This window comes from Paraburkholderia tropica (assembly GCF_900109265.1).
Taxonomy (GTDB): Bacteria; Pseudomonadota; Gammaproteobacteria; order Burkholderiales; family Burkholderiaceae; genus Paraburkholderia; species Paraburkholderia tropica.
Window position 1 is genome coordinate 86,364 of record NZ_FNZM01000013.1, and the last position, 14,207, is coordinate 100,570.

The following is a 14,207-nucleotide window of genomic DNA, read 5'->3' on the forward strand; positions in this document are numbered from 1 at the left end:
TCACCTCACACTGCGCCAGCGGACGCCGCTGCGGGCGAGGAAGCCGAAGCCGAAGCCGCTGCCGAATCCGAAGCAGCGTCGGCGGCGGCAGCCGTCGCCGAAACCGGCGTCGCGCCCTGATCGACGGCGTGCACGTTCTGACCCGGCTGCACCTTCATGCCGCCCGACACGACCACGCGATCGCCCACGTTGAGCCCCTTCTCGATGATCCAGTTGTTATCCGTCACGCCGCCCGTGGTGAGCTGGCGCAGTTCGATCTGGTCCTTCGCGTTGACGACGAGCGCCGTCGGGTTGCCCTTCTGGTCGTGCTGCACAGCGGCTTCGGGCAGCAGCACGGCCTGCTCGTTGAAGCCTTCGTCGATGCGCGCGCGCACGTACATGCCCGGCAGCAGCACGTCGTGCGGATTGTCGAAAGTCGCACGCACGGTGACCGAGCCGGTCGTCTGATCGACGGTCACGTCGGAGAATTCGAGGTGGCCCGTGCCCTTGTAGGGCTGGCCGTCTTCGAGCACCAGTTGCACCTTCGCGGCGTGCGGGCCGGTCAGCGTGATCTTGCCGTCGGCGGCGGCGCGGCGCAGCTTCAGACCGTCGACGCTCGATTGCGTCAGGTCCACGTACACCGGATCCATCTGCTGCACGGTCGCGAGTTCGGTCGCGCCGCTCGACTGCACGTACGCGCCCGGCGTCACCGACGACTTGCCGATGCGGCCCGTGATCGGCGAATAGACGGTCGTATAGCTCAGGTTGATCTTCGCGGTTTCCACGCTCGCGGCGTCGGCTTCGACATCGGCTTGCGCTTCGTCCGTGGCGGCCACGGCGTTGTCGTAATCCTGCTTGCTGACCGCGTTGGCCGCGACCAGCACCTTGTAGCGATCGGATTGCGCCTTCGCGGCGACCAGCGTCGCGCGGGCCTTCGCGAGCGCGGCCTTGGCGTTGTCGAGCGTCGCCACATAGGGCGCCGGATCGATCTGATAGAGCAGCTGGCCGGCCTTCACCTCGCTGCCTTCGACGAAGGTGCGCTTGAGCAGGATGCCGGTGGCGCGCGCCTGCACTTCGGCGACGAGATGCGCGCTCACGCGGCCCGGCAGATCGACCGTCACGGGCACGGCAGTCGTCTGCACGCGCATCACGTTGACTTCCGGCGTGGCGGAGGCCGCTTGTTGCGGTTTATCGGAGCAGCCTGCGAGGCCGATGGCGGCGCAGATCACCGCGCACTGCGCGGCGAGCGTACGGAGTGACGGCGTTCCCGGTGTGATGGCGTAGTTTCCTGAGTGTCTTGTCATATTCGCTAGAGGCGCGCCGGGCCCATGCCCGGCTGGCTTACCAATCCCTTAACCATTGCTTCACGCGGAATTTACGCAAACTGCAAGCGCGCCGGGTTACGCGAAAAACGCTCCGTAAGATTCACTAAGCAAACGCGGCGCGGGCGTTGATAAGATCGGCGCGAATTGATGTCCTGATGTCCTGCGCGGATGTCCTGCCCGCGCTCGCGCCGTATCGTCGCGCCATCGGGTGTGAGGGCCGGATGCCATGACGGTGCGGGACGCACGGAATTTGAAGGGCCGATTGATATGAGAAGGACGAGGGAGCAATCGCTCGCGCAGCGCCAGACGCTGCTCGATTGCGCGGAGCAGATCTTCTACAGGAAGGGATTCGCGGCCGCCACGCTCGAGGAAATCGCCGGCAAGGCGGGCGTGACGCGCGGCGCGATCTACGTGCATTTCCGCAGCAAGGCCGCGATATTCGAGGCGCTGTTCGAGCGCCCCGACCTGTCGCTCGCGCCCTTCGATCTGCCCGCGCGGCCGGCGACGGCGCGGCCGATGGACTGGCTCGCGCAGGAGTTGCGCGCGCGCCTCAAGCGCATGCTCGGCAATCGCTCGGCGCGCCGTCTTTACGGCATCGCGCTCGCGGACGCCGAATCGGTCCGCCGCAACGCGCCGCTCGCCGCGCGCATGCAAAGCGCAGCCACGCACGCCGAAACCACCATCGCCGCCGTGCTCGACGACGCCGCGCATCTCGGCGAGATCGAGGGGCCGCTCGACGCGCTCGGGTCCGCGCGCTTCATCTATTCGGCGCTCACGGGTTTCTTCTGCCGCCAGCTATCGAGCGGCCAGCCCGCCGCCGACGATCTGCTCGTCGCGCGCGTGGTGGAAACGGTGTTGTGCTGCGTGCAGTTGAGCGTGTCCGATCACGTGCATCACCCGGCGGCGATGCGCGAGACACCGGCGCGCGTCAGTGGCGCGCCGACGTCCATCGGCAGCGCCGATCAACCCGCCTTGCGCGGATAAGGAAAGCTCATCGTCACGACGAAGCCGCCGCGCGGATCGTTGGCGACATCCATCGCGCCGTCGTGATGACGCACGAGGCGGCGCACGATCGCGAGACCGAGGCCGCAATGCGCATCGCCGCCGCGCGCCGCGTCGAGCCGCACGAACGGACGCTGCACGCGATGCAGATCCGCTTCGGGCACGCCCGCACCGTGATCGCGCACGCGCAGCACGTAACGGCCATCGGCGAGCTTCGTCGACACTTCGACCGGCGGCTCGCCATACGTGAGCGCGTTTTCGATCAGGTTCGAGAGCATGCGGTCGAGATCGACGGCGGGCAGCATGAAGCCGTCGCCTGCGTGGAGCGCGAGCTTGACGAGTGCGCCGGCGTCAGCGTCTTCCGCTGCTGCCGTTGCGCCCGTATCGGCTGAATCGCCCGCGTGCGCGCCGTAATCGCGGCGGCAATGCGCGTCGACGCTCACGAACGCCGAATCGCTGACGTTCTCGCGCGCGAAGTCGAGAAACTGCGTGACGATGCGCGACATCGATTCCGTTTCGCGCAGGAACGCCGCGCGATCTTTCGGCGTGGCGAGCAGATCGGCGCGCAACTGCATGCGCGTGATGGGCGTGCGCAGATCGTGCGCGATGCCCGCGAGCATGACCGAGCGCTCGCGCTCGCTTTCGGCGAGTTCACTCACCATGTCGTTGAAATCGCTGACCAGTTCGCGCACTTCGTGCGGCCCCGCCTGCGCCACGCGATGCACGCCGCGCCCGATGCGATACTCGCGCGCCGCGCGCGCCAGTTCGCGCACGGGACGCTGCACCTGCCACGCGAAAATCACCGCCGTGACGATCGCGAACACGAGCGTGAGCGCCGAAAAACCCATGAAGCGGCTGAGCGGCGGCATGAAGCCCGGCATCACGATCCAGTATTTCGCGTCGCGCTGACGCACCCACACGCTGCTGGTGTCCGGCTCGACCACGACGTGACTGCCCTCGCCCAGACGCGGACGCAGACTCTCTTCGAGCGGACCATTCGTATCCGTGCACGGCGCGGGACAGCCCGCCTCGATCGCATGCGCCACACCGACGTAATGAATGCCGAGCGTGTCCGCGACGTGTTCGGCGAGCACCGGGTCGCGCTCGCGCACCTGCGCCGCTATCACGAGATTGTTGAGCGAGCGCTGCGCGTCGATCTTCGCGCGCTCCTTGTCGATCAGCAGTAGCGCCATCACATGCACCAGCACCACGAGGCCGACGATCATCAGCGAAAGGCGGCCGAACAGCGTGTCAAGCGGACGGAAGGGAAGCTTCATCGGCGTCATCGTCGGGAACGAACATATAGCCCACGCCGCGCATGGTTTGCAGGCGGCGCGGGTTGGACGGATCGACTTCGATCAGACGGCGCAGACGCCACACCGGCACGTCGATGCCGCGCTCGGTCACGGCCGCGCCCGGCCCGTGCAAGAGATCGAGCAGCTTCGCGCGCGAGAGCGTTTCCATCGGATGCTGCGCGAAGATTTCGAGCATCGCGTACTCGCTGCCCGTGAGCTTGACCGGCTCGCCGTCGCGCAGCAGCGTGCGCGTGGCGAAGTTCAATTCGAACGGACCGAAACGGCATGGCGCGCGGCGTTCGGGCGCACCGCGATCGGGCTCGCCCTGGCGGCGCAGCACGGCGCGAATGCGCGCGAGCAGTTCCTGCGGCATGAAGGGCTTGCCGAGATAGTCGTCGGCGCCGAGTTCGAGGCCGATCACGCGGTCGGCGCCATCGGCACGCGCGGTGAGCATGATGACCGGAATACGGTCTCCGCTCGCGCGCAACTGCTTGAGCGCCGTGAGGCCGTCGACGCCCGGCATCATCACGTCGAGCACGATGACCGAGGGACGCTCGCGTTCGAGGCGGCGTTCGAGCTGGGTGGCGTCGTGCAGCACCGAGAACGCGATGTTGCGCTGCTGGAAAAATTCGCGCAGGAGGTCGCGCAGCGATTCGTCATCGTCGACGAGCAGGACCTGGAACTCAGGATCGGACATCGTGGACGCCTCCGGGTGAAGCACAACAATGGGCGGCGGAAGGATGGCGCTGGGTCACGGCGGGTCTTTGCAAATCAGGGTGTGGCGGTTCGAATGGCGAAATGGCGCGGTGCGGTGTCGAAGCGGTTCGACACGCGGCGCATGGGGGTATTGTGCCTGTGTTGGCGGGGATGTGGCGGCGAGGGATGTTGCGGGGGATGAATGCACGGCGGACCGCGTGATCCGCAACGGCCGGTTCGCAACGGCCTTTGCCTGAAGAATATCAGTCAGGCAAAAGGCCGCGCGAATTTCACCTGCATCATGCAGCCGTCGCCTTCACAGGAAGTCACCAGCGGCTGGTCCGGCACGACCTTCATCGGCGTCGAATTCGCGGCGGCAGAACCGTTCCGCTACCCGGCCTCACGGTTCTGCTCATTAAACTTGGCGCCTGCGCTCAGCCAAGCGTCGGATAGTCGGTATAGAACTGCGCCGTCCCGCCAAAGAAACCTTCGCGGCGCGGCTCGTTCATCGGCGCGTGGGTCTTGATGCGCTCGACGAAATCCGGATTCGCCAGCACCATCGCGCCGTACGATTCGAGATCGGCCACGCCCGACGCCACGTCGGCGCCCACCTGCTCCCGCGCACGCCCCGCGCGGTTCACCATCAGCGTGCCGGTCCAGCGCGCGCGAATGTCGGCGAGCAACGCCTCATCGCCCTGATGCGCGATGTGAAGATACGCGAGGCCCAGTTTGTCGAGCGCCGTCACCAGATAGCGGTACAACGCGGGACCTTGCTCGCCCTCGTCGATGCCCCACAGCGCCATGCCCGGCGACAGACGGATCGCCGTGCGGTCCGCGCCAATCTCCTTCGCGATGGCCGTCGCGACCTCGATCGCAAAGCGCGCGCGATTCTCGATCGAACCGCCGTATTCATCGGTCCGCACGTTCGCGCTCGGCGCGAGAAACTGCTGCACGAGATAGGCATTCGCGCCGTGAATCTCCACGCCGTCCGCGCCCGCTTCGATCGCACGGCGCGCCGCATGCGCGAAGTCGGCGACCGTGGCGCGGACTTCCTCGGTCGAAAGCGCGCGCGGCACCGGAATGTCCTGCATGCCCTTCGCCGTGAACATGCCGGAGCCCGGCGCGATGGCGGACGGCGCGACACCGGCGCGATGATGCGGCGTGTTATCCGGATGCGACATGCGCCCCGCGTGCATCAGCTGAATGAACAGGCGGCCGCCTTTCGCGTGCACCGCGTCCACGACCAGCTTCCAGCCGGCCACGTGCGCATCGGTGTAGATGCCCGGCGTGGTCAGATAGCCCTGGCCGTCGGCGCACGGCTGCGTGCCTTCGGTGACGATCAGGCCGACGCTCGCGCGCTGCGCATAGTAAGTCGCGGCGAGATCGCCCGGCGTGCCGTCGAACTGGGCGCGCGAACGCGTCATCGGCGCCATGACCAGGCGGTTGCGCAGCGCATGACGGCCGACGCGGACGGAATCGAACAATTGCTTCATGACCAGCTCCTCGAATGGGTTGAACGCAGACGGTTCGGACCTGCGATGGCGCCATCATCGGATGCTTCATGAGGAAGATAAAGACGGCTAATCGGATATCATTGATCCACTCATGGAGCAATGAAGATGGACGATTACCTCAATGACATGGCCCTCTTCGTCGAGGTCGTAAAGGCCAAGGGCTTTCGCCACGCCGCCGACGCACTGGGCATCCCGAACTCCACGCTCTCGCGGCGCATCAGCGCGCTGGAGAAGCACATCGGGCTGCGGCTGCTGCATCGCACGACGCGCAAGATCGAGCTGACCGAAGCCGGGCAGATCTATTTTGAGCGCTGCAAGCGCATCGTCGACGAGGCGCGGCTCGCGCACGCCCAGCTCGGCACGCTGCTCGCACAGCCCAGCGGCACGCTGCGCGTCTCGCTGCCGGTGGATTTCGGCGTGACCTATCTCGCGCCGCTTGTCGTGGAGTTCGGCGAGCGATATCCGGGCATCGGTTTCGATCTCGATCTCACGCCGCGCCGCGTCGATCTCGTGAGCGAGCCGTTCGACGTGGCGATCCGTATCGGCGAATCGGAAAACTCGCAGTTGATCGCGCGTTTGCTGGCAACGCTCACGCCCTCGCTGTTTGCGTCGCCCGCGTATCTGAAACGTTCAGGCGTGCCGGAGAAACCCGCCGATCTCGAACGGCACGAATGTCTGACGATCCTGAAGGCTGCTTCATGGACGCTGCACGACGGTCAGCGCAAACGCGCGGTCACGGTGCCGGTCGGCGGACGCTATGCGCTCAACAGCGTGGGCATGATTCGCCGCCTCGCCACGCTCGATCGGGGCATCGTGCTGGTGCCGCGCGAAGTGGTCGCCGACGATCTCGCGATTGGCGCGCTGGTGCCCGTCATGCCGCAGTGGCACGGCACACCCACGCCGATCTACGCGATGACGGAAACACGCTTGCTGCCCGCGAAAACGCAGCGGTTTATCGAGTTCCTGCAAGCGCGACTGGCCGAGCAAACGCAGCGCGCCTGAACGCCGCATTCACGCTTGCTTGCAAGGCGCGAAGATCACTTTGCACACTTCGGCGAGGTGTTGCGCGCGTGCATCCTCGGTCGTGATCACCGCCAGTGCGCGCCAGCCCATTCACCTACACCCCGCCCCGCAACGCATCGGCGACAACCGTAAACGCCGGTGTCGGCTGCCGTCGGCTCGGGTAATACAGATAGAAACCGGGAAACGGCGCGCACCAGTCGCTCAGCACGCGCAGCAGTTCGCCGCGCTCGATATGCGCCAGCACGCGCGCCTCGGGCACGCACGCGAGTCCCGCGCCCGCAAGCGCGGCGCGCACCGCCAGCGTCGCCGTATTGAAGATCAGCCGGCCTTCCACACGCACCTTGAGCGCGCGCCCGGCCTTTTCGAACTCCCACGCGTAGAGGCTCCCGGCGGTCGGCATGCGGATGTTCACGCAGTTATGCGCGGTCAGATCCTGCGGCGTTTTCGGCTTCGGATGGCGCGCGAAATACGCCGGCGTACCGACCACGGCCATCCGGATGTCCGGCCCGATGCGCACGGCGACCATATCGCGCGCGACCTGCTCGCCGAGCCGCACGCCCGCATCGAGCCGCTGCTCGACGATATCGGTCAGCCCGTTGTCGATCACGAGTTCGATCGTGATGTCCGGATACGCAGGCAGCAGCTTTTCGATGGCGGGCCAGAGCAGCGATTCCGCCGCGTGCTCGCCCGCCGCGATGCGCACGATGCCCGCCGGTTTCTCGCGCAGCGCCGTCAACGCGGCCAGTTCGGCCTCGACTTCGTCCAGCCGCGGACCGACCGACTGGATCAGCCGTTCGCCCGCTTCGGTCGGCGAGACGTTGCGCGTCGTGCGCGCAAGCAGCCGCAAGCCCAGACGCGCCTCCAGATTGCGCACGGTCTGGCTCAGCGCCGACTGCGAGACGCCCAGTTGCGCGGCCGCTTTCGTGAAGCTGCCCTCGCGCGCCACGGCGAGAAATGCGGTGATATCGGCAAGATCGGAACGCGCCATGATTAATAAGCCCAGCTTCTAACTTCATCCCGATTCTAGCGCTTAATCGCAAGACGCCGCGCTGCTACATTGATCGTCGTGCCGCTGTCGGAGTCGCGACGGCAACTCAACGCATAAGGAGTCGACGATGAAAAAACGTGTTCTCGGGAAGAGCGGGCTCGAAGTGTCCGCGATCGGTCTGGGCTGCATGGGCCTGAGCTACGGCTACGGCCCCGCCACCGACAAGGCCGACGCCATCAAGCTGATCCGCGCCGCATTCGAGCGCGGCGTAACCTTCTTCGACACCGCCGAAGCCTACGCGCAAGGCGCGAACGAGGCATTGCTCGGCGAGGCGCTCGCGCCGTTTCGCGACGAGGTGGTGATCGCGACCAAATTCGGCTTCGAAGGCGGCGACGTGCAGAAAGGCGTCAACAGCAAGCCCGACAACATCCGCGCCGTGACCGACGCCGCGCTCAAGCGGCTGCGCACCGATCGCATCGATCTGCTGTATCAGCATCGCGTCGATCCGGACGTGCCGATGGAAGACGTCGCGGGCGCGGTGAAGGAGCTGATCGCGCAAGGCAAGGTCAAGCATTTCGGCATGTCGGAAGCGGGCGCGCAGTCGATTCGCCGTGCCCATGCCGTGCAGCCGGTCGCGGCGCTGGAAAGCGAATATTCGCTGTGGTGGCGCGCGCCCGAGCAGGAGATTCTGCCGCTGCTCGACGAACTCGGCATTGGTTTCGTGCCGTTCAGTCCGCTCGGCAAAGGCTTTCTGACCGGCGCGATCGACGCGACGACGAGCTTCGACAAAACGGATTTCCGTAACGTCGTGCCGCGTTTTTCGGAGGAAAACCGCCGCGCCAATCAAGCGCTCGTCGATGTGCTCAAGCAGATCGCCACGGACCTGAACGCGACGCCCGCGCAAATCGCGCTCGCCTGGCTGCTCGCGCAAAAGCCGTGGATCGCGCCGATTCCGGGCACGACCAAGATGCATCGAATGGAAGAAAACGTCGGCGCGGCGGCCATCGAATTGACCGCTGAAAATCTGCGCGACATTGAAACGGCGTTCGCGAACATCGCCGTGCAGGGCGACCGCTATCCGGCGCATTTGCAGGCGCGCGTCGGCAAGTAAGCGGCCGGGCGCGCGGCTGAGGATCGCCCGCGCCCGCCACCCGTTTAAAGGATCACTATGTCGGACAATATCGCAGGAAAAGTCATCGTCATCACAGGCGCGAGCAGCGGGCTCGGCGAAGCCGCCGTGCGCCGTCTCGCCGCCGCCGGCGCGAAGCTCGTGCTCGGCGCGCGGCGCGTCGATCGCCTCGTGGCGCTGGCCGCCGAACTCGGGTTGCCGGAGAACGCCGCCGTCGAAACCGATGTCACCGATGCGAGCCAGGTTCAGGCGCTCGTCGATCACGCAGTTGCCACGCATGGCCGTATCGACGTGTTGATCAACAACGCCGGTCTGATGCCGCATTCGCCGCTCGAACGCGGCAAAATCGCGGACTGGGATCGCATGATCGACGTGAACATCAAGGGCGTGCTGTACGGCATCGCCGCCGCGCTGCCGCCTATGACGCGGCAAAAAAGCGGTCATATCATCAACGTGTCGTCGGTCGCGGGGCACAAGGTCGGCAAGAACAACGCCGTGTATTGCGCGACGAAAACGGCGGTGCGCGTGCTCTCCGAAGGGCTGCGCCAGGAAGTGAAGCCGCACAACATCCGCACGACGATCATCTCGCCGGGCGCGGTGCAATCGGAGTTGCCGCAGAGCGTGACCGAAGCCGATGTGGCGGCCGGGATCGCCGACTTCTACGAGAAGTTCGCGATTCCCGCCGACAGCTTCGCGCGCATGGTCGCCTTCGCGATCGAGCAGCCCGACGACGTCGACGTCAACGAGATCCTGTTCCGGCCGACGGCGCAGGAGGTCTGAAGCGTGGTGTAGCGCGGCGTGCCTCAGTGCACGACCATGCCGTTGTACTGCGCGTTGCCCGCGCCCGCCGCGATATTGATGCCGATATTGCCGCTGACGTTGGCGAGCGCGCCCGCGCCGAGTGCGGCCGTGCCGCTGCCCGTCATGTGCGCGGTGCCCTGCACGGTCTGCTGCGAGACGATTTCCGCGCGCGACGTGCCGACGAGCGCGATCTGATTGGCCTGCACATTGAACGCCCCGGCGACGAGGTTCACGCCCGCGTTGCCGGTCGCGCCGCGCAGCACGTCCGCGCCCACCGAGGCCGATGGCGCGGCGAGATCCGCGTTGCCTGCCGTGCTCTGCACCGCGGTGAGCTTCACCGGCGCGAAGACGGCGGCGCTGTCGTCGTCGCTCGATACGGAGACTGCGGAGATCGCGGACAGTGGCGTCGCGCTATCCGCGAACGCCGACGTCGCGCCCGCGCACGTGGCCGCGCACAGCGTCGCGGCAATCAACAAACGTAGCTTCATCGGTGGCTCCCCGGCGTGGTCAAGTGAGTGGGATAGCTGCGATATCGACCTTTACGGGCGCGCTTGAAGTGCGGGTTTTCCCTGGGCATCGAGGGCAAGCCTTCGGGCGGGATGACGCCCTGTTTTATTGCGCCAACTCACGCTGATTCAGCCCTTTTCACCGGCGCTTCAACCGTCCCTTTCACCGGCAGCAGCACGATCACCAGCACGGCCAGCGCCGCCACCGCCGCGCCCGTGACGTAGTTCGCGCCCAGACCGCGCGCATCGACGATATAGCCCGCCAGCACCGTGCCGCAGCCGATGCCGACCTGAGTCGTGAGCGTGAACATCGCCGACACCGTCTCGTCCTCGATATCGCGAATCTGCCGATGCCACATGTTCAGCGCGAGCGGCAGCGCGCCCCACGCCACGCCCCACAGCGCGACCAGCGCAAGCACCGCGCCGCGCAGGCCCGTCGCCGCGGGCAGCGCCAGCAGCGTGACGGCCATCAGCACAGTCGCGCCGAGCAGCGTGTGACGCAGGCTGCGCGCCACGTAGCGGCTCGCGAGCGCATTCGAGAGGAAACCGAACGCGCCGTACGCGAGCAGCACCCACGTCGCGTCCTTACCCGCGATCCGGCTTCGTTGAGCAGCGGCACGAGAAACGTGTAGGTGCCGAAGTGCGCGGCGAACAGCAGCGTGATCGTGGCCATGCTGCGCTGGGCCATGCGGTTGCGCGCGAAGGCCAGCAGGCGCGCCGCGCCGGGCGTCGCCGAGGACGTGGCCGCAAGCGCGGGCAGCGCAACGATCTGCACGATCAGGGCGATGGCCGAGAGCGCGGCCGCCGCGAGAAACGCGCCGCGCCACGAGGTCAGATCCGCGACGAAGGTACCGAACGGCACGCCCACGATCATCGCCGTCGTCGCGCCGCCGAACACTGCCGCCGCCGCGTAATGCACGTGATCCGCGCGCACCAGCCGCCCGGCGACCGCCAGCGCCATCGACCAGAACGCGCCGAGACTGGCGCCGACCATTGCGCGTCCGAGCAGCATCCAGCCGAATTGCGTCGACACCGCCGACGTGAGCGCCGACGCCAGCAGCAGCACCGAAAGCGCCAGCAACAGCGTGCGCCGGTCGATCCGCTTGCCGACGAGCAGCACGCCCGGCGCGGCCAGCGCGGCGAACAGGCCCGGCAGCGTCATCATCAGACCGCCGTGTCCGGCGCTCACGCCGAACGATTTCACCACGTCCGGCAAGACGCCGACCGGCAGAAACTCGGTGGTCACCGAAGCGAACGAACCGAGCGCGAGCGAGGCCACGGCGGGCCATGCATCGCGCGAGGTATCGGGGGCGGATTGACGAAGCGGAGAATCGATTTCAGACATAAAGCGCCAGCCGGCCGAACGAAGCGCATTCAGCCGACGATGGATGAGGGGAGCGGGAGGCGGACGCCTCGCAATGAACGGCGCCGATGAATCCAGCACGAACGCCGGCACAGTCCAACGACAGGGACACATCGCGTGCAGCGAAGCGGCCGTCGCGGTTCACGAACGCACAAACGCAAAAACGCACAAACCAACGCAAACGCGAATGTTAGCGCGAGTCAGCCAACACTGGAAGCCGCGCGTAAGCTGCACGCCCGACTTCCCGCGTGCATTCAGCGCTTCGCCCTGCCCGCGTTTTTACGCGCCGGTTTGCGCACCGTCTTGCCTTCCGGCGCGGCCTGGCTCACGTCCACGGGCACGAACGGCGCTTCGAAATGCTTGACGAGAAAGTCGATGAAGGCCCGCGCGCGCGGCGACTCGTTGCGCTGACCCGGATAGTAGACGTACAGATCGGCGGACGGCAGCACCACCTCGGGCAGCACGAGTTTGAGCCGCCCGCTCTGGATGTATTTCGCGAGATCCCATTCCGAGCGGATCAGAATGCCGTGGCCGTCGAGCGCCCATCGCAGCACGATATCGCCATCGTTGCTGGACAGCGCGCCGCTCACCTTCAAGGCTTCCAGATGATCCGCCTGCATGAAGCGCCACACGCCCGACGCGTCGTCGTTCTGCGTGTGAATGATGCAGCGGTGATCGACCAGATCTTCCTTGCGACGCGGCACGCCATGTCGTTCCAGATATTTCGGCGATGCGCACAGAAAGCGCCGGTTGCTCATCAAGCGTCGCGCGCGCAGACGCTGGTCCGGCAACTCGCCGAAACGGATCGCCATATCGAACGCGCCTTCGACCAGATCGACGGGCCGGTCCGTCACCTCGAACTGGATATCGACACGCGGATAGCGCCGCGCGAACTCCGACACCAGCGGCGCAATCGTGGTGCGCCCGAAACCCAGCGTCGCGTTGATGCGCAGGCGTCCGTGCGGATCGGCGGGCGAACCGGCCATCGCGTCCTCCATCTCGCGCACCTGGTCGAGAATCTGCGCGGCGTAACGCGCGAAGGTCTCGCCTTCCGGTGTCAGGCTCACGCTGCGCGTGGTGCGGTTGACGAGCCGCGTGCCGAAGCGTTCTTCGAGGATCCCGAGCCGCTTGGTCGCCGCCGGCGGCGTGATGCCGATCGAGCGCGCCGCGCCCGAGAGACTCTTGAGCCGCGCCAGCTGCACGAAGAACGCGAAGTCGGAAGTCGAATCAGTTCTCACTTTGGGTAAAGAATGAAATGAATTGAGGTGAAGTATAGGCGGCCCGGCGACGGCTATGCTACTTCCCATTGCACCACGCTACTTGACCCGCTCAACCCACATTGCGCGCCCACGCATCCATCCAGGAGACCGCCTCATGAGAATCGTCGAGATTCGCGAGCAAACGCTGCCGATCAGTTCGCCGATCCGCAACGCCTATATCGACTTCAGCAAGATGACGCTGAGCCTCGTCGCCGTGATCACCGACGTGATCCGCGACGGCAAGCCGGTCGTCGGCTACGGTTTCAATTCGAATGGCCGTTACGGTCAAGGCAAGCTCATGCGCGAGCGCTTCATTCCGCGCCTGCTCGAAGCCGATCCCGCCTCGCTCGTCAACGACGCGGGCGACAATCTCGACCCGCACAAAATCTGGGCGACGATGTTCACCAACGAGAAGCCCGGCGGCCACGGCGAGCGCTCGGTGGCGATCGGCACGATCGACATGGCCGTGTGGGACGCGGTGGCGAAGATCGCGGGCAAGCCGCTCTTTCAACTGCTCGCCGACCGCTACGGCAACGGCGAGCCGAACCGCAAGGTGTTCGTCTATGCGGCGGGCGGCTATTACTATCCCGGCCAGAATCACGACAAGCTCAAGGACGAGATGCGCAGCTATCTCGATCGCGGCTACACGGTGGTGAAGAAGAAGATTGGCGGCGCGTCGCTCGACGAGGACCTGCGCCGCATCGACTCGATTCTGAGCGTGCTCGGCGACGGCCAGAAACTCGCGGTCGATGCGAACGGCCGCTTCGATCTCGACACCGCGATCCAGTACGCGAAGGCGCTCTCGCAATACGACCTGTTCTGGTACGAGGAAGCGGGCGATCCGCTCGACTTCGAATTGCAGGCCGCGCTGCGCAACTACTACGACAAGCCGATGGCGACCGGCGAGAATCTGTTCTCGATGCAGGACGCGCGCAATCTGATCCGCTACGGCGGCATGCGCGCGGACCGCGACTGGCTGCAATTCGATTGCGCGCTGAGCTATGGTCTCGTCGAATATCTGCGCACGCTCGACATGCTGCATCAGCATGGCTGGTCGCGCAGCCGCTGTATTCCGCACGGCGGCCATCAGATGTCGCTGAATATCGCGGCGGGTCTCGGGCTGGGCGGCAACGAGTTGTATCCGGATCTGTTCCAGCCGTTCGGTGGCTTCCCCGACGGCGTGAAGGTCGAGAACGGTTTCATCACGATGCCGGATCTGCCAGGCATCGGCTTCGAGGGCAAGGCCGATCTCTACGCGCAAATGCAGAAGCTGCCCGCCTGAACAAGCGCGCGTTTAACGAAAAAAAGCCTCACGAATGTGAGGCTT

At 66.0% G+C, this 14,207-nt stretch carries 14 protein-coding genes; 5 read left to right on the plus strand and 9 right to left on the minus strand.

The genetic code is table 11. From position 1 onward, the window contains the following. Nucleotides 1-5: 5 nt before the first annotated feature. A complete protein-coding gene (locus BMY06_RS22225) occupies nucleotides 6-1,208 on the minus strand; it encodes an efflux RND transporter periplasmic adaptor subunit (RefSeq protein ID WP_390970330.1) in 1,203 nt (400 codons plus the stop codon). Nucleotides 1,209-1,571: 363 nt separating this feature from the next. Here BMY06_RS22225 and BMY06_RS22230 point away from each other — a divergent pair, with 363 nt between their 5' ends. Next, nucleotides 1,572-2,288, plus strand: a complete 717-nt coding sequence (locus tag BMY06_RS22230; RefSeq protein WP_074985266.1) for a TetR family transcriptional regulator — start codon at nucleotides 1,572-1,574, stop codon at nucleotides 2,286-2,288. On the opposite strand, the gene BMY06_RS22235 is transcribed toward BMY06_RS22230, so the two are convergent. From BMY06_RS22235 to BMY06_RS22245, 3 genes are all read right to left on the minus strand, one after another. Continuing rightward, on the minus strand, nucleotides 2,267-3,583 hold the full coding sequence (locus BMY06_RS22235; RefSeq protein WP_074985553.1) for an ATP-binding protein: 1,317 nt from the start codon (nucleotides 3,581-3,583) through the stop codon (nucleotides 2,267-2,269). The genes BMY06_RS22230 and BMY06_RS22235 overlap by 22 nt on opposite strands. Beyond that, a complete protein-coding gene (locus tag BMY06_RS22240; RefSeq protein WP_074985268.1) occupies nucleotides 3,558-4,298 on the minus strand; it encodes a response regulator in 741 nt (246 codons plus the stop codon). The genes BMY06_RS22235 and BMY06_RS22240 overlap by 26 nt, the downstream gene beginning before the upstream one ends. 433 nt (nucleotides 4,299-4,731) lie before the next feature. Next, nucleotides 4,732-5,790, minus strand: coding sequence for an alkene reductase (locus BMY06_RS22245; RefSeq protein ID WP_074985270.1), 1,059 nt, complete (start codon nucleotides 5,788-5,790; stop codon nucleotides 4,732-4,734). Between the two features lie 126 nt (nucleotides 5,791-5,916). On the opposite strand from BMY06_RS22245, the gene BMY06_RS22250 reads away from it, so the two are divergent. After that, nucleotides 5,917-6,813 (plus strand): LysR family transcriptional regulator, encoded by an 897-nt coding sequence (locus BMY06_RS22250; RefSeq protein ID WP_065059842.1) that lies wholly within the window; start codon nucleotides 5,917-5,919, stop codon nucleotides 6,811-6,813. 115 nt (nucleotides 6,814-6,928) lie between these two features. Here the strand turns inward: BMY06_RS22250 and BMY06_RS22255 are convergent, their stop codons facing one another. Continuing rightward, entirely contained in the window at nucleotides 6,929-7,822 is an 894-nt protein-coding gene (locus BMY06_RS22255; RefSeq protein ID WP_065059695.1) for a LysR family transcriptional regulator, read from the minus strand. A 127-nt stretch (nucleotides 7,823-7,949) separates the two neighbouring features. Between BMY06_RS22255 and BMY06_RS22260 the strand changes: the two genes are divergently transcribed. Together BMY06_RS22260 and BMY06_RS22265 are read left to right on the plus strand one after the other, a co-directional pair. Beyond that, nucleotides 7,950-8,933 (plus strand): aldo/keto reductase, encoded by a 984-nt coding sequence (locus tag BMY06_RS22260; RefSeq protein WP_074985272.1) that lies wholly within the window; start codon nucleotides 7,950-7,952, stop codon nucleotides 8,931-8,933. 57 nt (nucleotides 8,934-8,990) lie between these two features. Further along, nucleotides 8,991-9,731 carry an SDR family oxidoreductase gene (locus BMY06_RS22265; RefSeq protein ID WP_074985274.1) on the plus strand — a complete coding sequence of 247 codons (741 nt, stop codon included), beginning with the start codon at nucleotides 8,991-8,993 and terminating at the stop codon, nucleotides 9,729-9,731. Nucleotides 9,732-9,754: 23 nt separating this feature from the next. On the opposite strand, the gene BMY06_RS22270 is transcribed toward BMY06_RS22265, so the two are convergent. The 4 genes from BMY06_RS22270 to BMY06_RS22280 form a co-directional block, all read right to left on the minus strand. Continuing rightward, on the minus strand, nucleotides 9,755-10,240 hold the full coding sequence (locus tag BMY06_RS22270) for a hypothetical protein (RefSeq protein WP_080180760.1): 486 nt from the start codon (nucleotides 10,238-10,240) through the stop codon (nucleotides 9,755-9,757). 137 nt (nucleotides 10,241-10,377) lie between these two features. Further along, nucleotides 10,378-10,830, minus strand: a complete 453-nt coding sequence (locus BMY06_RS39645; protein WP_080180759.1) for an MFS transporter — start codon at nucleotides 10,828-10,830, stop codon at nucleotides 10,378-10,380. Beyond that, nucleotides 10,728-11,603: an MFS transporter gene (locus tag BMY06_RS38170; protein WP_161495600.1), complete on the minus strand. Its 876-nt coding sequence runs from the start codon at nucleotides 11,601-11,603 to the stop codon at nucleotides 10,728-10,730. Before BMY06_RS38170 ends, BMY06_RS39645 begins: the two co-directional genes overlap by 103 nt. Before the next feature lie 272 nt (nucleotides 11,604-11,875). After that, nucleotides 11,876-12,859: a LysR family transcriptional regulator gene (locus tag BMY06_RS22280; protein WP_074985278.1), complete on the minus strand. Its 984-nt coding sequence runs from the start codon at nucleotides 12,857-12,859 to the stop codon at nucleotides 11,876-11,878. Between the two features lie 136 nt (nucleotides 12,860-12,995). Between BMY06_RS22280 and BMY06_RS22285 the strand changes: the two genes are divergently transcribed. Beyond that, on the plus strand, nucleotides 12,996-14,162 hold the full coding sequence (locus BMY06_RS22285; protein WP_074985280.1) for a mandelate racemase/muconate lactonizing enzyme family protein: 1,167 nt from the start codon (nucleotides 12,996-12,998) through the stop codon (nucleotides 14,160-14,162). Nucleotides 14,163-14,207: the final 45 nt, after the last annotated feature.